This is a genomic window from Amycolatopsis sp. CA-126428, from assembly GCF_002904335.1.
GTDB lineage: Bacteria > Actinomycetota > Actinomycetes > Mycobacteriales > Pseudonocardiaceae > Amycolatopsis.
The window spans coordinates 31258-49014 of record NZ_PPHF01000180.1 but is presented as its reverse complement, the minus strand read 5'-3'; the positions used below and the strand labels follow the sequence as shown (position 1 = coordinate 49014).

Annotated in this window: 16 protein-coding genes; 8 read left to right on the top strand and 8 right to left on the bottom strand. The window is 70.3% G+C overall.

Going from position 1 to position 17757, the window contains the following annotated elements; all coding sequences use genetic code 11:
* Positions 1-34: 34 nt before the first annotated feature.
* From C2L58_RS46130 to C2L58_RS46120, 3 genes are all read right to left on the bottom strand, one after another.
* A complete protein-coding gene (locus C2L58_RS46130) occupies positions 35-1567 on the bottom strand; it encodes a cellulase family glycosylhydrolase (protein ID WP_103343947.1) in 1533 nt (510 codons plus the stop codon).
* A gap of 10 nt (positions 1568-1577) precedes the next feature.
* The gene (locus C2L58_RS46125; RefSeq protein WP_103343946.1) at positions 1578-4496 is read right to left on the bottom strand and encodes a glycoside hydrolase family 48 protein; all 2919 of its coding nucleotides are present in this window, start codon (positions 4494-4496) and stop codon (positions 1578-1580) included.
* A 614-nt stretch (positions 4497-5110) separates the two neighbouring features.
* Positions 5111-6106 (bottom strand): LacI family DNA-binding transcriptional regulator, encoded by a 996-nt coding sequence (locus C2L58_RS46120; RefSeq protein ID WP_103343973.1) that lies wholly within the window; start codon positions 6104-6106, stop codon positions 5111-5113.
* A 249-nt stretch (positions 6107-6355) separates the two neighbouring features.
* Here C2L58_RS46120 and C2L58_RS46115 point away from each other — a divergent pair, with 249 nt between their 5' ends.
* From C2L58_RS46115 to C2L58_RS46090, 6 genes are all read left to right on the top strand, one after another.
* Positions 6356-7660: an ABC transporter substrate-binding protein gene (locus tag C2L58_RS46115; protein ID WP_103343945.1), complete on the top strand. Its 1305-nt coding sequence runs from the start codon at positions 6356-6358 to the stop codon at positions 7658-7660.
* A 4-nt stretch (positions 7661-7664) separates the two neighbouring features.
* Positions 7665-8660, top strand: a complete 996-nt coding sequence (locus C2L58_RS46110; RefSeq protein ID WP_103343944.1) for a carbohydrate ABC transporter permease — start codon at positions 7665-7667, stop codon at positions 8658-8660.
* Positions 8657-9529: a carbohydrate ABC transporter permease gene (locus C2L58_RS46105; RefSeq protein ID WP_103343943.1), complete on the top strand. Its 873-nt coding sequence runs from the start codon at positions 8657-8659 to the stop codon at positions 9527-9529. Before C2L58_RS46110 ends, C2L58_RS46105 begins: the two co-directional genes overlap by 4 nt.
* A 2-nt stretch (positions 9530-9531) precedes the next feature.
* A complete protein-coding gene (locus tag C2L58_RS46100; RefSeq protein WP_199191753.1) occupies positions 9532-10953 on the top strand; it encodes a GH1 family beta-glucosidase in 1422 nt (473 codons plus the stop codon).
* An 87-nt stretch (positions 10954-11040) separates the two neighbouring features.
* Positions 11041-12807 carry an IlvD/Edd family dehydratase gene (locus tag C2L58_RS46095; protein ID WP_103343941.1) on the top strand — a complete coding sequence of 589 codons (1767 nt, stop codon included), beginning with the start codon at positions 11041-11043 and terminating at the stop codon, positions 12805-12807.
* 63 nt (positions 12808-12870) lie between these two features.
* Positions 12871-13173 (top strand): DUF3040 domain-containing protein, encoded by a 303-nt coding sequence (locus C2L58_RS46090; RefSeq protein WP_103343940.1) that lies wholly within the window; start codon positions 12871-12873, stop codon positions 13171-13173.
* Between the two features lie 71 nt (positions 13174-13244).
* Here the strand turns inward: C2L58_RS46090 and C2L58_RS46085 are convergent, their stop codons facing one another.
* Positions 13245-13661, bottom strand: a complete 417-nt coding sequence (locus tag C2L58_RS46085) for a CBS domain-containing protein (protein ID WP_103343939.1) — start codon at positions 13659-13661, stop codon at positions 13245-13247.
* 87 nt (positions 13662-13748) lie between these two features.
* Between C2L58_RS46085 and C2L58_RS46080 the strand changes: the two genes are divergently transcribed.
* Positions 13749-14381 carry a UdgX family uracil-DNA binding protein gene (locus C2L58_RS46080; RefSeq protein ID WP_103343938.1) on the top strand — a complete coding sequence of 211 codons (633 nt, stop codon included), beginning with the start codon at positions 13749-13751 and terminating at the stop codon, positions 14379-14381.
* A gap of 7 nt (positions 14382-14388) precedes the next feature.
* Here the strand turns inward: C2L58_RS46080 and ligD (C2L58_RS46075) are convergent, their stop codons facing one another.
* The 4 genes from ligD (C2L58_RS46075) to C2L58_RS46060 are packed head-to-tail and all read right to left on the bottom strand — an operon-like array spanning position 14389 to position 17337.
* Complete coding sequence (gene ligD / locus C2L58_RS46075) at positions 14389-15252, bottom strand: non-homologous end-joining DNA ligase (RefSeq protein WP_103343937.1); 864 nt, start codon at positions 15250-15252, stop codon at positions 14389-14391.
* On the bottom strand, positions 15249-16193 hold the full coding sequence (gene ligD / locus C2L58_RS46070) for a non-homologous end-joining DNA ligase (protein WP_103343936.1): 945 nt from the start codon (positions 16191-16193) through the stop codon (positions 15249-15251). Before ligD (C2L58_RS46070) ends, ligD (C2L58_RS46075) begins: the two co-directional genes overlap by 4 nt.
* Complete coding sequence (gene ku / locus C2L58_RS46065; RefSeq protein ID WP_103343935.1) at positions 16190-17122, bottom strand: non-homologous end joining protein Ku; 933 nt, start codon at positions 17120-17122, stop codon at positions 16190-16192. Before ku ends, ligD (C2L58_RS46070) begins: the two co-directional genes overlap by 4 nt.
* Positions 17123-17139: 17 nt before the next feature.
* Positions 17140-17337: a hypothetical protein gene (locus C2L58_RS46060; RefSeq protein ID WP_103343934.1), complete on the bottom strand. Its 198-nt coding sequence runs from the start codon at positions 17335-17337 to the stop codon at positions 17140-17142.
* Positions 17338-17516: 179 nt separating this feature from the next.
* Here C2L58_RS46060 and C2L58_RS46055 point away from each other — a divergent pair, with 179 nt between their 5' ends.
* Complete coding sequence (locus C2L58_RS46055; protein ID WP_103343933.1) at positions 17517-17729, top strand: hypothetical protein; 213 nt, start codon at positions 17517-17519, stop codon at positions 17727-17729.
* Positions 17730-17757 lie beyond the last annotated feature (28 nt).

The following is a 17757-nucleotide window of genomic DNA, read 5'->3' as shown; positions in this document are numbered from 1 at the left end:
CGAGTGCGCTCCTTTGTCTTCTTCGGTGGGTGGGTCAGGTGGTGCAGGCGGTCGCGCCGACGGCGAAGCCGCCGGGCGTGCCGGTCGAGGCGCCGGTCGCCTGGATGCCGATCGAGACCGAGGCCCCGCCGGCCAGGTCGGGCGCCCAGGTGGGCGCCTTGGCGCTCGCCTGCTGCCCGGTCTGCGTGACGGTCGCGTTCCAGCCGCCGGTGATCTGCGTCCCGGACGGCACGGTCCAGCCGAGCGCCCAGTTCTTCAGCGCCGAGCTGCCGGTGTTCTTCAACGTCACCGTGGCGGTGAACCCGCCTTGCCAGGTGTTGTCGACGTGGTAGGTGACCGCGCAGCTCGCCGCGGGCGGCGGGTCGGTCGTGCCGCCGCCCGAGCCCACCGGCGGGATCAGGTACGGCTGCAGGATCGCCTGCTTGGTCTGGTTGACCGTGGTCCAGTCGTCGTTGAGGATGCCGCCGGTGTCGCCCGAATTCGGGTTCCACGACCAGTACGTGAAGCTCATCCCGGACGGGCCGGTGCCCGCGTACTTCATCAGCTCCTGCAGCCAGACCTTGTCGCGCGGGTCGGCGAGCGTGCTGCCGAACTCGCCGAGCAGCACCGGCGCGATGTTCTGCTTGTGCAGGTAGCCGAAGAAGTGGTCCCACAGCGCGGGCAGGTTCGCCGGGAACGCCGGGTCGGAGAACCAGGTCTGGGCGAACACCGAAGTCGCGTACTCGTGCGCCGAGTACACCAGCTTGTCCGGTTTGGACAGCCGCACCGGGAACTGCCTGGCCCCGGAGAGGTTGCCGCCCCACCAGCCGCACTGCGGGTCGCCGGTGCCGCTGACGCAGTCGACGCCTTCGACGACGATCAGCCAGTCCGGGTTCGCCGCGAGCACCGCGTTGCCGGCCCGTTCGGCGGCGAGCCGCCAGTCGGTCGCGGTGTCGCCGCAGCCCCAGCAGGCCCCGCCGCCGCCCTGGATCGAGTGCGGCTCGTTGTGCAGGTCCGCGCCGACCACCGTCGGGTTGCCCTTGTAGTGCTGGGCCAGCATCGTCCAGTCGGAGATCCACCGGCTTTCGGAGTACGCGCCGGTGTACCAGAGCGGGGACTGCGCACCGGAATCCGGGCGGTGCCGGTCCAGCAGCACGCGCATGCCCTTGACGCCGGCGTAGGCGACGATCTTGTCGAGCACCTGCAGGCCGGACAGGCCCTGCAGGTCCGGGTTCTGCACGGCGTCGATGCTGACCGGCTTGGATCCGGCGTCGAACAGCTGGTTCGAGTACGGCAGCCGGAGCGTATTGTACCCGAGCCCGGCCATCTGGTCGAGCATGTCCTTGTAGTTGCGGCTCCACAGCCCGTGCGGCGAGTAGTTGCCGGTCTCGGCGCCGAACCAGTTGATCCCGGTCATCCGCACCGGCGCGCCGGTCGCGTCGACCAGCTGGGAGCCGGCGGCGTGCCAGAACCCGGTGCCGGTGCCGGTTGCCGCCTGCGTGAGCGGCGGGGCCGCGGTGGCCGGGGACGCCGTGAGAACGGCGCCCCCGACCAGTGCGGCGACCACCAGCGAAAGCAGTCGCTTCATCAAGTGCCTCTCAGCCGAACAGGGCGACGTGCGCGGCGAACGCCGTGGCGATCTCCGACTGCGCCCAGAACCGGTGGTAGGTGAACGTCGGCGCGGCGCCGCCGTCCAGGTAGGCCTGGACCTTCGGCCACTGCGGGTCGCTCTTGTAGAACGAACGGATCGACAGGAACGTGGAGTTCGCGTTGATCGGGTCGCCGTTCGGCATCGTGCCCGTCCAGCCCGAGGGCACGTAGAGCCCCTGGTCCGTGGTGGCGTTGTACTTGTCGTCGAACCGGTCGTAGTCCGACCGGGTCTCCGGCACCGCGATGCCCTTGGTGTCCGTGTTCGCCGAAAGCGCGTTCAGCAGCTGCTCGCCGACCGTCTTCGCCTGGGCGTTGCTCGACCCGGACGCGTAGTAGAGCAGCGTCTTGGCCAGCGAAGCCGCGACACCCACGTCCTGGCTGTAGTTCTTCACCGAGACGTGCAGGCCGGTGTTCGAGCCCGGGCTGGTGGCGTTCCAGGTGTCCGGCGCGCCGCTCCAGGTCAGGTCGGACGGGATCTGGAAGCTCCCGCCGGCGCCGACCGTGGTGTTCGCGATCGCCCAGGGCACCCACTTGTCGAGGATCTTCTTCGCCCGGGCGTCGCCGGTCGCCTGGTAGTACTCGGCGATCCGTTCCATGCCCCAGGTCTGGAAGCCGAACCACTGGTTGCTCGGCGGGTCGTGCCAGACCGGCTGCTGGTCGTAGAACATCCCGTAGAACGTCGGCGTGCCGGACGGCGGGGTGCCGTACTGGCCTTCCCAGCTGTTGGTCGCACCGCCGGCGAGACCGCCTTCGGAGGACTGCAGCCACTGCAGGAACTCCATCTGCCGGCCGAGGCTGGTCGCCCAGTCGGTCGCGCCGGTCGCCGAAGTGACCTTCAGGCCCGGATCCGCCGACAACGCATACGCGGCCAGGGGGTTCTGGTAACCCTGGTGCGCCGCGCCGTCACCGATCCGCCACGCCCAGGCGCTGGACGAGTCCATCGACCCGCCCCAGGCGTAGTACCACGAGATCAGGTAGTGCTCGCTGTCCTTGGCGGTCCCGGCCGGGCAGCTCGACGGCCCGACGCAGTTGCCGATCTTCTTGAAGTACTTGTCGAACAGCGAGTACCGCAGGTAGTCGCCCATCTTCGAGGCCTTCTTCAGCACGGCCGCGACATCGGCGCTCTTGCCCTGCTCCTGGGCCCACTTCTCGGCCTGGAAGGCCACCTGCACCACGCGGGCGTCCGCGTCCGGTGCGTCGGTGTACTTCCACTGCTTGGCGTAGGAGGAGTCCCCGGTGAACAGGTCGAGGTAGCCGTTCTTGCCGCCGAACTTCAGGACGTCGCAGCTGGGCTGGGTGACCGTCTCCCAGACCGATTCCTGCGAGCCGCGCTGGAAGGTGTTGATGAACGCCGGCGCGGTGTTGGTGCCGTCCTCGCAGTGGCCGAACTTGTAGATGTTGTCCACGTCCAGCAGCCAGTGCATGCCGTAGACGTCCGGCGAGCCGTAGGCCGCCTTCAGCTCCGCCGCGATCGGGTCGCTGCCGACCGAAACGTTGCTCTGCAGCGGCGACGGGTAGGACTTCGGCGTCGGGTACTCCGCCGCGTACGTCGCCGGCTTGCTCGCGTTGTAGCCGGAGTTGCCCGGCTGGTCCGCCGCCGACGGGATCGCGTAAGTCTCGATCGAGGTCCACGCCTGGTTGAACGGGGCCCAGTCACCGGTCACCCGGCCGTAGGACGCTTCCAGCCACAGGTAGTAGCTGAACGCCTCCGACGTCGTCTCGTGCCCGTGGTCCGGCGCCTCGACGATCAGCGTCTCGATCGAGTGGTAGGGCACCAGGATGTTCCCGAACTTGCGGAAGTAGCCGTTGTTCGGGTCCTTGATCTTGTTGTACTGCGTCAGGAACGCGAGCTGGTAGTCCGAAGTGGACGACGAGATCTCGTTCACCGTCACCGTGGCCGCGGTGTAGCCGCTGCTGGTCGCGGTGAAGGTCGCGCTGCCCAGCGCTCCCCCGTTGTCGGCGCTGGTGACCGTGACGTTCTGCGGCGTGTTCCAGTTCGCCGTCGTGAACGTCAGGCTCGCCGGGCTCGCCGTGAGGTCCGTGCTCCCGGCCGTCCGCGCGACGGCGACGGTGACCGGTGCGGTCGGCGCGCCGGCGAGGCTGACGGCGAACGTTCCCGTGCCACCCTGCTTGACCTGCGCGGTCGCCGGGGTGGCGACGATCGTCGGCCCGGACAGGACCTTCACGCTCACCGGGCTCGAGGTCGTCGACGCGTTCTTGTTGTCGTACGCCTTCGCCGTGATCGAATACGTGCCGGCCGGGACGTTGCCCCAGCTGCCTTCGAACGGCGCCGCGGTGTCGGTGGCCAGCAACGTGTCACCGGCGTAGAACTCGACCTTGCTGACCGTGCCGTCGCTGTCGGCGGCCGTCGCCGCCAGCGGGATCGTCGCCGGGGCGTAGTACGTGCCGGTTGAACTCGGCGCGGTCAGGCTGACCGTCGGCGCCTTGTTGGCGCCGGTGCACGAGCTGCCGTTCACCGAGAAGTCCGTCGGCGGCCGGTTGGCCGAGCCCTTCGAGCCGTTGAACCCGAACGACGTGCTCGCCCCGGTGCCGAGGTGACCGTTGTAGGACAGGTTCGTCGCGGTGACCGCGGCGCCGGTCTGCGCGAACGTCGCGCTCCAGCCCTGCTGGACCTTCTGGCCGTCGAGGAACGTCCAGCCGACCTTCCAGCTGTCCAGCGGCGCCCCGTCGTTGCGCAGCGAGACGTTGGCGGTGAACCCGGTGTCCCAGTCGTTGGTGGTGTAGGTGACGGAACAGGCGATGTCGGCGCCGAGCGCCGGAGGTGGGGCGACCACCGCGCCCGTGACCGCCAGCACGGCCGAGGCCAGTGCCAGCGCACGCGCGCGCTTTCGGGGAGAGGAACGCATGGCTGCGGAACTCCTTTGTCCGTAGGGAGCCAGCGATCTGGGAGCGCTTCCAGGCGCAGACGGTAGCCAGCCGGAAACCTGGATGTAAAGAATCGAGTCAGAAGGACACCGCGGCGCCGGGTGTCACACCTGCGCGCCCGGCGAACGCCGGCTCACTGAACACTCCTGAACAGCCGTACCCGATAGTTGTAGGACCACCCGTTCGGCCTAATCAACCGGTCACGCCGAGTATCCGGGAAACGCCGTTTAGCGCCAAAGGCGTGCATCTCGGACCGGAACGTTCCCACCCATCGAGCCACGGACGCCAAGCCGGTTTTCACACCCCGCGTGTCGACCTCTGAAAACCGCGTCCCGACCCTCCAGGCACGCGAGCCGACCGTCCAGGTACGCGGGTCGGCGTTCCGGGTACGCCGACCGACCCATCGGGTACGCCGGTTCAGCCTCCGGCCCGGGCGGCGGGGGCGGGACGAGCGCGCAGGAATCGGACATGCGTGCTCGAAGGGGTCGGCGCACGTGCCCGGAGGGCCGGCCGGTGTTGCCGCAGGGTCGGCCGGCGTACCTGGAGGGTCGGTTCGCGTACCTGGAGGGTCGGCCGGCGTACCCGGAGGGTCGGGTCAGCTCGAGGCGCGGACCGCCAGGGAGACCGGGAGGATGTGCTGGCGCGGCTTGAGGTTCTGGTCGTCGAGCAGGCGCATCAGGGTCTCGACCATCGCGTGGACCTGCTCGCGGGGGTCCTGGTGGACCGACGTCAGGGGCGGGTCCATGGCCGGGGCCAGGGTCGCGTTGTCGTCGAAGCTGACCACCGCGACGTCGTCCGGGATGCGGCGGCCGGCCGCGTCGAGGGTGCGCAGCGCGCCCACCGCCATCATGTCGCTGGCGACGAACACCGCGTCGAGGTCCGCGTGCCTGGCCAGCAGGGCCGACATCGCGTTCGCGCCGCCCGAAAGCGTGAAGTCGGCCTCTTCGGCCAGGTCGGCGGGGTCGAGGCCGGCGTCGAGGAGGGTCTTGCGCCAGCCGGCGAGGCGGTCTATCGGGGCGCTCTGGTCCTGCGGCCCGGCGATCGTGGCGATCCGCCGCCGACCGGCCGCGACCAGGTGCTGGACCGCCAGCCGGGCGCCGCCCTCGTTGTCGAAGTCGACGACGTGCACGCCGCGGCGGATGCCGGCCGCCTGCCCGCCGAACACGACCGGGATGCGCAGCAGCCGCAGCGCCTTGGGCAGCGGGTCGGCCCGGTGCGGCGCGAACACCAGCGCGCCGTCGACGTGGCCGCCTTCGAGGAACCGGACCGTCCGGCTCAGGTCCTCGCGGATGTCGCTGAAGATCAGCACCATCTGCCGGCCGACGTCGGCGAGCTCCCGGTAGCCGGCCCGCATGACGGCCGCCCGGTACGGGTCGTCGAGCAGCCGCGACTCCGGCTCCGACAGCACCACCGCGATCGCGCCGGTGCGGCGCGTGACCAGCGACCGCGCCGCCTGGTTCGGGGAATAGCCCAGGTCACGGGCGGCGGCCAGCACCTTCTCCCGCGCCGCCGCACTGACGTACGCGTCGTCGTTCAACGCACGTGACGCCGTCGACCGCGACACGCCGGCGAACGCCGCGACGTCCTCCAGTGTCGGCCGTTCTTCATCCCCTGCTCGAGGCCCCACGGCACCGCCCTCGCTCACCACAACCACCCGGACCTGGACAGCTTAACGGTCACGCTGGGCAATGTCCGGGAGCGCTCCTCGCAGGAAACACTCCGGTTACGACCTCTTGACACCGGTGAAGGGCCCCAGCAGACTCTGCCACACCTGGGAGCGCTCCCAGATCGGCTCCCAGCAGTGAGAGCGCTCATTCCCGTCAACAAGGTGGTTGGACACGTGAGAACGATCCGGAACGGCCTGGTCCTGGCACTGGGCATCACGATGACGGCGCTCGGCGCCTCGGCCTGCAGCGGGGGCGGTGAACAGCAGCCTCCGGCCGCGGCGAACCCGAACGAGCACGTCGACCTGACGCTGGCGACGTTCACCGAGTTCGGCTACGAGGACCTCATCCCGGAATACGAGCGGCTGCACCCCAACATCAAGATCACCCACCGCAAGACCGGCCAGGGCGGCCCCTACCACGAGGACCTGGTCACCAAGCTGGCCGCGGGCTCGGGCCTCGCCGACGTGACGGCGCTCGAAGAGGGCCACCTCTCGGACTTCCTCGACAAGGGTTCGAAGTTCAACGACCTGACCAAGATCGGGCCGGCCGACGTCACCCCCGACCGCTGGCTCAGCTGGAAGTACGACGCCGCCAAGACCAAGGACGGCAAGCTCATCGGCTACGGCACCGACATCGGGCCGCTCGCCATGTGCTACCGCAAGGACCTGTTCAAGGACGCCGGCCTGCCGGACGACCCCGAAGCGGTCAAGCCGCTGTTCGCCACCTGGGACAGCTACTTCGCCGCCGGCGCGGACTTCGTGAAGAAGAGCAACGGCAAGGCGTGGTTCGACTCGGCCTCGCAGAACTTCAACGCCATGGTCAACCAGCTGCCCGAGGGCTACATCGGCACCGACGACAAGCTGGCCGTCGAGAAGAACCAGGGCCTCAAGGACGCGTGGACCAAGGTCACCGACGCGGTCGCCAAGGGCGAGTCGGCGAAGCTCACGGCGTTCAGCCCCGAGTGGGAAGCCAGCTTCAAGCAGAGCGCGTTCGCCACGAAGGTGTGCCCGGCCTGGATGCTCGGCGTGATCAAGGAACACGCCGGCCCGGAGCTCCAGGGCAAGTGGGCGGTCACCGCGGCGTTCCCCGGCGGCGGCGGCAACTGGGGCGGCTCGTACCTGACCGTCCCGACGCAGTCGAAGCACCCGAGGGAGGCCGCCGAACTCGCGGCCTGGCTGACCGCGCCCGAGCAGCAGATCAAGGCGTTCCAGGCCAAGGGCACGTTCCCCAGCCAGGTCAAGGCGCTCACGGACCCGGCGCTGCTGAGCTACACCAACCCCTACTTCGGCGACACGAAGGTCGGCCAGCTGTACGCCGAGCAGGCCAAGAAGGTCCAGAAGCCGCAGTACAAGGGCCCCGGCGACGGCCAGATCCAGGAAAACGCGTCCAGCCCGGCCCTGCAGGCGGTCGAACAGGGCAAGCCGGCGGCGGACGCGTGGAACCAGATGGTCGAAGCCGCGAAGAAGATCACGCGCTGAGCCGATGACCGTCCTCGACAAGGTCGCGCCAGAAGGGAGTAAGGCCGGGGAGCGCGTGTCTCCCCGGCCCACCTTCCGTCACCGGTTGAGCCGGTGGGACGTCAAGGTCTCGCCGTACCTCTACATCGCGCCGTTCTTCGTCCTCTTCGGGATCGTCGGCCTGTTCCCGCTGCTCTACACCGCGTACGTCTCGATGTTCAAGTGGGAGGCCGGCGCCGACCACCCCGACTTCCTCGGCATCGGCAACTACACGGAGCTGTTCGCCGACACGCAGTTCTGGAACGCGCTGGTCAACACGATCAGCATCTTCCTGCTCTCCAGCATCCCGCAGCTCGTCATCGCGATCCTGCTGGCGGCACTGCTCGGCGCCCGGCTGCGCGGCGCGACCGGCTGGCGCGTGGGCATCCTGCTCCCGTACGCGGCCAGTCTCGTCGCCATCGGCATCATCTTCGCCAACCTGTTCGGCCCGAAGTACGGGCTGATCAACGGTGTGCTGCAGACCTTCGGGCTGGACCCGATCCAATGGCAGGCCAACCGGTTCGCCAGCCACGTCGCGATCGCGATCATGGTGAACTGGCGCTGGACCGGCTACAACGCCCTCATCGTGCTGGCGGCCATGCAGGCCATTCCGAAGGAACTGCACGAGGCGGCGCTGATCGACGGGGCCGGCACGTGGCGCCGGTTCTGGAACGTCACCCTGCCGCTGCTCCGGCCGACGCTGATCTTCATCACCATCACCTCGACGATCGGCGGCCTGCAGATCTTCACCGAGCCGAAGCTGTTCGACGCCATGCCGGGGTCGAACAACGGCGGTTCCACCAACCAGTTCCAGACCGTGACGCTGTACCTCTACCAGACGGCGTTCCAGAACGCCGACCTCGGCTACGCTTCGGCGATCGCCTGGGTGCTGTTCCTGATCATCGTGCTCATCGCGCTGGCGAACTACTTCCTCACCAGCCGGATCGCCAGCACCCCGGCGGTGAAGGTGAAGAAGAAATGACGACACTCCAGAGTGCCCCTCCGAAGACGGGACTGCGCAAGAGCGTCGCCACGCTCGGCAAGCCGCGCAAGGCGACCTACATCGTGCTGGCGATCTTCGTGCTCGGTTCGCTGTTCCCGTTCTACTGGTCGTTCCTGGTGGCCAGCCGCGACAACGGGATGCTCACCGAGCGCATCCCGCCGTTCCTGCCCGGCGGCAACTTCTTCGCCAACGCCGCGCGGGTGTTCGACTCCGTGCCGTTCTGGAAGGCGCTGGCCAACAGCGTCATCGTGTCCGGCACGGTGACGCTGACGACGGTGCTGTTCTCCTCACTGGCCGGGTTCGCCTTCGCGAAACTGCGGTTCCGGGGGCGCAACAAGGCGTTCGTGTTCATCGTCGTCACGCTCGCGGTACCCACCCAGCTGGGCATCATCCCGCTGTTCATCGCGATGTCCGAACTGGGCTGGACGGGGAGCCTGGCGGCGGTGATCGTGCCCAACCTGGTCACCGCGTTCGGCGTGTTCTGGATGCGGCAGTACACGCTGGACGCGCTGCCGTACGAGCTCGTCGAGGCCGCGCGCGTCGACGGCTGCAGCATGATCCGGATCTTCTGGAACGTCTGCATGCCCGCGGTGCGCCCGGCCGCGGCGATCCTCGCGATGTTCACGTTCATGATGTCGTGGAACGACTTCCTGTGGCCGCTCGTCGTGCTGGACGCCGGCAACCCCACCGTCCAGGTGGCCCTGGAAAAGCTGCAGAGCGGCTACTACGTCGACTATTCGCTCGTCCTGGCCGGCACGACCCTGGCCACCATTCCCATCCTCATCGTCTTCGTCCTCCTCGGCCGCCAGATCGTGGCCGGGATCATGCAAGGTGCCGTGAAAGGGTGAACATGTCCGTACATCCCGACAGTGTTCGGGCCGAGAATGTCCGGGCGGAGACCGCGTTGATGTTCCCGCCTGGCTTCGTCTGGGGCGCCGCCACCGCGGCGTTCCAGGTGGAAGGAGCCACGACGGCCGACGGGCGCACCGACTCGGTCTGGGACGTCTTCGCCCGCCGCCCGGGTGCGGTCCGGGGCGGCGACAACGGCGAACCGGCGGCCGACCACTACCGGCGGTACTCCGAAGACGTCGGGCTGATGCGCCGGCTCAACCTCGGTGCCTACCGCTTCTCGCTGGCCTGGCCGCGGGTGCGGCCGGACGGCGGCAAGGCGAACACCGCCGGCCTCGGCTTCTACGACCGGCTGGTCGACTGCCTGCTCGAGTCCGGGATCCAGCCGTGGGCCACGCTGTACCACTGGGACCTGCCGCAGGCCCTGGAGGAGCAGGGCGGCTGGACCAACCGGGACACGGCGTACCGGTTCGCCGAGTACGCCGAGACCGTGCTGGAGCGGCTGGGCGACCGGGTCGCCAGCTGGTCGACGCTCAACGAGCCGTGGTGCGCGGCGATGCTCGGCTACGCGGGCGGCATCCACGCGCCCGGCCGCGCCGACCACCCGGCGGCCGTGGCGGCGACGCACCACCTGCTGCTGGGCCACGGCCTGGCGATGGACGTCATCCGGCGGCACGCCCCGGAGACCGCGGCCGGCATCACGCTGAACCTGTACCCGGTCGTCCCGCACGACCCGGCGAACGTCGCCGACGTCGCCGCGGCCCGGCGGATCGACGGCCTGCAGAACCGGTTGTTCCTCGACCCGGTGCTGCGCGGCGGCTACCCGGACGACCTGGTCGCCGACCTCGAGCCGTTCGGGCTCGGCTCGGTCGTGCGGGACGAAGACGCCGCGGTCATCGCCGCGCACGTCGACTGGCTGGGCGTGAACTACTACCGCGACTACCGCGTCGCGGGCCGTCCGGTGCCGGGCAGCGAGCCGGCGGGCCCCGAGTGGGTCGGCGCCGGCGACGTGCACTTCGTCCCGGACCCGGCGGCGCCCCGCACCGACTCCGGCTGGGAGGTCCAGCCGGCCGGGCTGACCGAGTCGCTGCTGCAGGTGCACCGCGGCTACCGGCCGGTGCCGCTGTACATCACGGAGAACGGCGCGGCCTACCCCGACGTCGTCTCCGACGGCGGTGACATCGTCGACACCGACCGCGTCGCGTTTCTCGACTCGCACCTGCGGGCCGCGCACGAGGCCATCGAGGCCGGTGTCGACCTGCGCGGGTACTTCTACTGGTCGCTGCTGGACAACTTCGAGTGGGCCGAGGGCTACGCGAAGCGGTTCGGCCTGGTCCACGTCGACTACGAGACGCAGCGGCGGACGCCGAAGCAGAGTGCCCACTGGTACTCCCGCGTGATCGGCCTGAACGGGCTCGGCTGAGCGAAGTCCGTGAAGGCCACCGGCGCGGGTGGCCTTCACGGACGCCGGGGCGTGCATTCGGCGGGGCGCGTTGCCAGACTGGCCGGTATGGGACTGCGCAGCGAAGCTTGGTTCGACAACCCCGCCGACCCCGGGATGACCGCCCTCTACCTCGAGCGGTACATGAACTGGGGCATCACCCGGGAGGAACTGCAGTCCGGCAAGCCGGTGATCGGCATCGCGCAGACCGGCTCCGACCTCACGCCCTGCAACCGCCACCACCTGCAGCTGGCCGACCGGACGCGGGAAGGCATCCGCGAGGCCGGCGGGATCGCGATCGAGTTCCCGGTGCACCCGATCCAGGAGACCGGCAAGCGCCCGACCGCCGCCCTCGACCGGAACCTCGCCTACCTCGGCCTGGTCGAGACGCTCTACGGCTACCCCATCGACGGTGTCGTGCTCACCACCGGCTGCGACAAGACCACCCCGGCGTGCCTGATGGCCGCCGCGACCGTCGACATCCCCGCGATCGTGCTCTCCGGCGGCCCGATGCTCAACGGCTGGTTCAACGGCGAGCGCACCGGGTCCGGCACCATCATCTGGAAGGCGCGTGAGCTGCTCGCCGCCGGCGAGATCGACGACGCCGGGTTCATGGAGCTCGTCGCGTCGTCCGCGCCGTCGCCGGGGCACTGCAACACGATGGGCACGGCGTCCACGATGAACGCGCTCGCCGAGACGCTCGGGATGAGCCTGCCCGGCTGCGCGGCCATCCCGGCCCCGCACCGCGACCGGGCGCGGATGGCCTACCGCACCGGGCTGCGGATCGTCGAACTGGTCCGCGAGGACCTCAGGCCGTCGGACATCCTGACGCGCGAGGCGTTCGAGAACGCCATCGTGGTGAGCTCCGCCATCGGCGGCTCGACCAACGCGCCCATCCACATCGGCGCGATCGCCCGCCACATCGGCGTCGACCTGCCCCTCGACGACTGGCAGCGGCTCGGCCACGGCGTCCCGCTGCTGGTCGACCTGCAGCCGGCGGGCAAGTACCTCGGCGAGGAGTTCCACCGCGCGGGCGGTGTCCCGGCCGTGGTGCACGAGCTGATGCGCCACGGGCTGATCCACGAGGACGCGCCCACCGTCAACGGCCGCACCCTGGGCGACAACTGCCGCGACGCCGAAGCCGGCGACCGGGACGTCATCCGCACCTTCGACACCGCCCTCACCCCCGACGCCGGGTTCCTGGTGCTGAAGGGCAACCTCTTCGACGCGGCGATCATGAAGTCCAGCGTCATCTCGCCGGAGTTCCGGCGCCGGTACCTGGCCGGGGGCGTCTACGAAGGCACCGCGGTCGTCTTCGACGGCCCCGAGGACTACCACGCCCGCATCGACGAACCGGACCTCGGCGTCGACGAGCACTCGCTGCTGGTGATGCGCGGCACCGGCCCGCTCGGCTACCCGGGGTCGGCGGAGGTGGTCAACATGCGCCCGCCGGCGGAGCTGATCAAGCGGGGCGTGCACGAGCTGCCGTGCCTCGGCGACGGCCGCCAGTCGGGGACGTCCGGGTCGCCGTCGATCCTCAACGCCTCCCCCGAAGCCGCGGCGGGCGGCGGTCTCGCCGTGCTGCGGACCGGGGACCGGGTCCGGATCGACCTGGGCGCCGGCACCGCGGACGTGCTGATCTCCGACGAGGAACTCGCGCGGCGCCACCGGGCGCTGGCCGAGGCCGGCGGCTACCCGGTTCCGGAGTCGCAGACGCCGTGGCAGGAGATCCAGCGGTCGATGGTCGACCAGCTGTGCGACGGCATGGTGCTGCGCCCCGCCGTGGCGTACCAGCGCATCGCGGCAACCAAGGGAATCCCCCGCGACAACCACTGATTCCGGTGCTTCGCCCGGGTGGAAAACGGGTATCCCCAGCGATAGCCGAGCGAGGAGGCCCCCATGCTCCCGGATCGAGAACGCCACGCCCTCCGCGAAATCGAGGCGGAGCTGCGCGCGAGTGATCCCGCGTTCGCCGCCGCCTTCAGCGGCCGCAAATTACGCTCGCCGAAGCGTTGGAGCCTGCTGCTGGTGCTCTGCGACGTCACCGCGCTGGTGATGCTGATCGTCGGGCTGTTCGCCCGCGACGCGGCGCTCGTGCTCTGGGGCACGGTGAGTGCGGGCGCGCTGGTGGCCTGGCACATCGCCCGCGCCGAGTCGATCCGCGAGTCCACTGAGGACGGTGCGACGGCCGGCTCGGCCTGATCTCACCCGACGCGGTACGGCCGCCCCCGGAACTCGCGCCGGGAGCGGCCGTACCGTGTCGGGAGCGTCGCTCAGTCGTAGGACAGCGCTTCGACCAGCTCGCCGGTACTCGGGTTGGAAAGCGCCCGGGCCACGTCGGCCTGGGCGACGATCCCGACCAGGTCGTGCCCGTCGATCACCGGCAGCCGGCGGACGCGGTGCTCGGACATCGTGCGCAGGATCTGCTGGGCGTCGTCGTCCGCGCCGATCGTCACGACCTCGCCCTGGGCGAGCTCGCCGACGTGGATCGCCCGGGGGTCCTTGCCCTCGGCCAGGACCTTCACCACGATGTCGCGGTCGGTGATCATGCCCTTCAGCCGGTTGTCCTCGCCGCAGATCGGCAGGGCACCGACGCCCTTGCGCGCCATGGTGACCGCGGCGTCGTGCACGGTTTCGGACTCCCGCGCGCAGGTCACGTCCGACGTCATGATGTCGCGTGCGGTGGTCATCGTGAACTCCTTTCTCCGGGTGGTGGCGTCCCGGCTACCCGCCCGGGGCAGGTTTACCCGTGCCCCGGGCGGGGAATTTCCGGGCACATGCCGGCTTCCCGCGGTGCCGAGCCGCCGGACACCACCGACCTCGACCGGTTGCGGTCGGCGGCGTCCGGCTGCCAGGCCTGCCACCTCCACCAGGACGCCACCCAGACCGTCTTCGGCGAGGGCTCGGCCGGGGCGAAGGTCCTCGTCGTCGGCGAGCAGCCGGGCGACAAGGAGGACCTCGCGGGCGAGCCGTTCGTGGGGCCCGCCGGGAAGCTCTTGGACCGCGCCTTCGAAGAAGCGGGCTTCGACCGGCGGTCGCTGTACGTCACCAACGCGGTCAAGCACTTCAAGTTCGAGCGCGACGAACGCGGGAAGCGGCGGATCCACCGGAAACCGGGCCGCACCGAGGTGGTCGCCTGCCGCCCGTGGCTGCTGGCGGAACTGCGTGCCGTGCGCCCGGAGCTGGTGCTGCTGCTGGGCGCGACGGCCGCTCAGTCGTTGCTGGGCCCTAAGTTCCGGCTGACCGCGCACCGGGGCGAGCCGCTCGAGCCGCCGGCGGAGCTGGCCGAGCTGATGCCGTCGGCCATGGCGACGGTCCACCCGTCGGCCGTGCTGCGCGCACCGGACCGGGACGACGCCTACGCCGGCTTCGTCGCCGATCTGCGGGCCGCGGCGAAGCTGCTCGGCTGAAGCCCGCTCAACTCAGCTGCTTCAGCGCCGCCTCGGCCGAACCCGCGTGCTCGTCCAGCTCGCGCCAGGGATCCTGCTTGCGGGCCAGCCGCTGCTTCTCCTTGCGCGGCCCCCAGCCGGCCGGGTCCGCCTTCCCCAGCTCGCGCCAGTCCAGCGGGGTCGCGGCCGCCGCACCCGGGCGGGCGCGCAGGGAGTACGGCGCCACGAACGTCTGCGCGTACCCGTTGCGGTTGGCGTCCAGGAAGATCCGGTCGCCGCGCTTGTCCTTGCGCTGGGCCGTGGTCAGCCGATCCGGGTCGTCGCCGGCGACCCGGTCGGCGAGGGCGCGCGACAGCTCCAGCACCACCTCCGTGTCCGATTTCGCGTCCAGCGGCGCGAGCACGTGGAAGCCGCGGCCGCCGGTGGCCTGGACGAACGCCGTCAAGCCCACCCGCTCGTAGTGGTCGCGGATGCGCCGGGCGACCGCCCGCAGCTCGGCGACCGGGGTGCCGTCCGGCGGATCGAGGTCGAGCACCAGCCGGTCCGGCCGCTCGGGGGCGTCCACGGTGGACAGCCAGACGTGGAACTCCACCGTTCCCTGGTTCGCCAGGTATTCGAGTGTCGCGGCGTCCTCGCACACGACGTAGTCGTCGGTGCCGCCGTCGCGGCGGGGAACGCGCTCGACGCGGATCGAGTCCGGGAAGTGCTCCCCCGGGTGCTTCTGGAACCAGCCCGGCTTCCCGATGCCGTCGGGGAAGCGCCGCAGCGTCAGCGGGCGGCCGCGCAGGTGCGGCAGCATGACGCCCGCGACGGCGCGGTAGTACTCGACGACGTCGCCCTTGGTGAGCCCGTCTTCGGGGTAGAACACCTTGTCGGGGTGGGAAGTCTTCACGCGCGCTCCCGTACGACGTCCGCGGCCTTCTTGTCCTCGCGCAGCCCGGCGAACCGCGGGTGCCGCAGCCGCCCGTCGCGCGTCCACTCGGAAAAGCCGATCTGGGCCACCAGCTCCGGCCGCACCCAGTGCGCGCCGGGTTCCCGCACCGGTCCGGCGAACGGCGACCGGGCCGTTTCCCGCTCCCGCAGCCGCGCGTGCAGCGACGCCAGCAGCTGCTCGCCGAAGCCGGTGCCCACCTTGCCGGCGTACTTCAGCACTCCGTCTTCGTGGTAACCGAGCAGGAGCGCGCCGAAGCCGTGGCGGGCGCCCTGGGGATCGGTGAAGCCGCCGATGACGAGCTCCTGGCCCTGCGCGCACTTGAACTTCAGCCAGTCGGGTGACCGGCCGTGGTGGTACGGCGCGTCCGCCCGCTTGGCGATGACGCCCTCCCAGCCGCGCCGGCACGCCTCCTCGAAGAACTTCTCCCCTTCGGCGTTGCGGTGCGACGACAGCCGGAGCGGGTCCGCGAAGCCGAACGCCTCCCGCAGCAACGCCTTCCGCCGCCGCAGCGGCAGCCCGGTCGTGTCCTGGTCATCGAGGTACAGCAGGTCGAACAGGTAGTAGTAGACGCGCACGCCGGTCGCGCGGGCCCGGTCCGGGTCGCTGACGTGGATCCGGGGCTGCAACGCGGCGAAGCTGGTTTGCGCGCCGTCGAACGCCACGATTTCGCCGTCCGCGACGAACCGCGGGCCGCCCTGGGCGGCGAGGGCCTCGACGATCTCCGGGTAGGCGTGGTCCATCACCTTGTGGTTGCGCGAGTACAGCGTCGGCGGGCCGGAGTCGCGTACGCAGATGGCGCGGACGCCGTCCAGCTTGCGCTCGAAGATCCAGTCCTCGTCGGAGAACCGGCGGCCGGTGAGCGTGGCCAGGGTCGGCTCGCGCCAGCCGGGGCCGGTCACGACGCCTTCAGGGCCTTCTCGAGTTCGGCGCGCGTCATCTTCGACCGGCCCTTCACGCCCTGCTCGCGGGCCAGCTTGTCGAGGTCCGCCTTCGGCAGCTCGGACAGGTCGGGCTTCTTGGCGGCCTTCTTCTTCGGCTGCTTGCCGCCGCTCTTGCGGCTCTTCACGCTGCGCGAGAGCGCCTCGAACAGGTCCACCACGTCGGCCGAGGGCGCCGGCTCCTCCTCGTGGGCGATCTCCTTACCGGCCTCCTTGGCCTTGATCAGCTCTTCGACGCGCTTCGAGTACTCGTCGCGGTAGTCCTCGGGCTTCCACGGCGCGGTCATCTCGTCGACCAGCGCGAGCGCCATGTCGAGTTCCTTGGGCCGCGGTTTCGGCAGGTCCGGCAGCTTGCCCATGACGTCCTTGGGCTTGCGCAGGTCCGCGACGAAGTGCAGCGTGTTGAGCACCATGACGTCCTCGCCGGCGCGAACGGCGGCGAGGTACTCCTTGCCGCGCAGCACGAACTTCGCGACGCCGGCCTTCTCGCTGCGGTCCATCGCCCGCAGCAGCAGCCCGTACGCCTTGGCGAAGTCCTCTTTGGCGGGCTTGAGCCAGTAGGTCTTGTCGAAGAACCACGGGTCGATCTCGTCGAGCTCCACGAACTGCTCGATGTCGATCCGGCGCGACCGCTCGGGCGCGATCTCGTCCAGTTCGTCCGGTTCCACCAGCACGTGGTCGCCGCCGCCGACGTCGTAGCCCTTGACGATCTCGTCCTGGGTGACCTCGTCACCGGTCCGCTCGTTGACGCGGCGGTTGCGGATCCGGTCCGACGTGCCGCGTTCGAACTGGTGGAAGTGGATCGTGTGGTCCGCCACCGCCGGGTACAGCTCCACCGGCACGGTGACCAGCCCCAGGCTCAGCGCGCCGCTCCACACCGGTCGGGCCATGTCGTCCTCCCCTGCCTTCAGGCGACGTCGGTGCTGCGCCGGCCGGCCCGGTGCAACCCCAGCATGTCCAGCAGCCGCGCGCAGTCCTCGGGGTCCTTCGCCCGCGCCGCCACGGCCAGTGCCGCCTTGTGCCGCGTGTGCTCCAGCTCCGCCGGGTCCCCGCCGTCGACGAGGAGGTCCGCCACCGGCCGCAGGTCGTTCCGCTTGTCTCGCATGTTCGCTCCCCTCCGGCAATCCCGTTCGCGGGCGGGTTACCCAGGATCACCGCACGCGACACAGCCGGCACCGAGAGAGCCACGGACAAGCCGCTCCGCTGCGCCGAACGAGTGAATTCAGCCGGCTTCGGCCGGGAACACGGCAAGGTGGTGAGACTCACGTCACAGCAGGAGGCCGGATGGGCACCCAGATCCGCATCAGCCGGGAGGACGGCTCACTGCCCTGCGAGGTCTGCGGCTTCCCGACGATGCACGTGGCCCAGGTCGTCGCCGACGACGGCACGGTGCTGGGCCGCACGCTGGTCTGCACGACGTGCCAGCGCAGCAAGCACCGCCCGGAACCGGCGCCCGTCGAATCCCAGGCGCCCCCGGACGAAGTCCCGGCCGGCTAGCACACGGCCGCGGGGACACGGCCACGGG

What these genes read in the sequence shown, in the direction of transcription:
- C2L58_RS46125 (WP_103343946.1), bottom strand. Translation starts at nt 4,496, where the DNA reads ATGCGTTCCTCTCCCCGAAAGCGCGCGCGTGCGCTGGCACTGGCCTCG.
- C2L58_RS46055 (WP_103343933.1), top strand. Translation starts at nt 17,517, where the DNA reads ATGGGCACCCAGATCCGCATCAGCCGGGAGGACGGCTCACTGCCCTGC.
- C2L58_RS46095 (WP_103343941.1), top strand. Translation starts at nt 11,041, where the DNA reads ATGGGACTGCGCAGCGAAGCTTGGTTCGACAACCCCGCCGACCCCGGG.
- C2L58_RS46110 (WP_103343944.1), top strand. Translation starts at nt 7,665, where the DNA reads ATGACCGTCCTCGACAAGGTCGCGCCAGAAGGGAGTAAGGCCGGGGAG.
- C2L58_RS46060 (WP_103343934.1), bottom strand. Translation starts at nt 17,337, where the DNA reads ATGCGAGACAAGCGGAACGACCTGCGGCCGGTGGCGGACCTCCTCGTC.
- C2L58_RS46130 (WP_103343947.1), bottom strand. Translation starts at nt 1,567, where the DNA reads ATGAAGCGACTGCTTTCGCTGGTGGTCGCCGCACTGGTCGGGGGCGCC.
- ku (WP_103343935.1), bottom strand. Translation starts at nt 17,122, where the DNA reads ATGGCCCGACCGGTGTGGAGCGGCGCGCTGAGCCTGGGGCTGGTCACC.
- C2L58_RS46090 (WP_103343940.1), top strand. Translation starts at nt 12,871, where the DNA reads ATGCTCCCGGATCGAGAACGCCACGCCCTCCGCGAAATCGAGGCGGAG.
- C2L58_RS46100 (WP_199191753.1), top strand. Translation starts at nt 9,532, where the DNA reads ATGTCCGTACATCCCGACAGTGTTCGGGCCGAGAATGTCCGGGCGGAG.
- C2L58_RS46105 (WP_103343943.1), top strand. Translation starts at nt 8,657, where the DNA reads ATGACGACACTCCAGAGTGCCCCTCCGAAGACGGGACTGCGCAAGAGC.
- C2L58_RS46085 (WP_103343939.1), bottom strand. Translation starts at nt 13,661, where the DNA reads ATGACCACCGCACGCGACATCATGACGTCGGACGTGACCTGCGCGCGG.
- C2L58_RS46080 (WP_103343938.1), top strand. Translation starts at nt 13,749, where the DNA reads ATGCCGGCTTCCCGCGGTGCCGAGCCGCCGGACACCACCGACCTCGAC.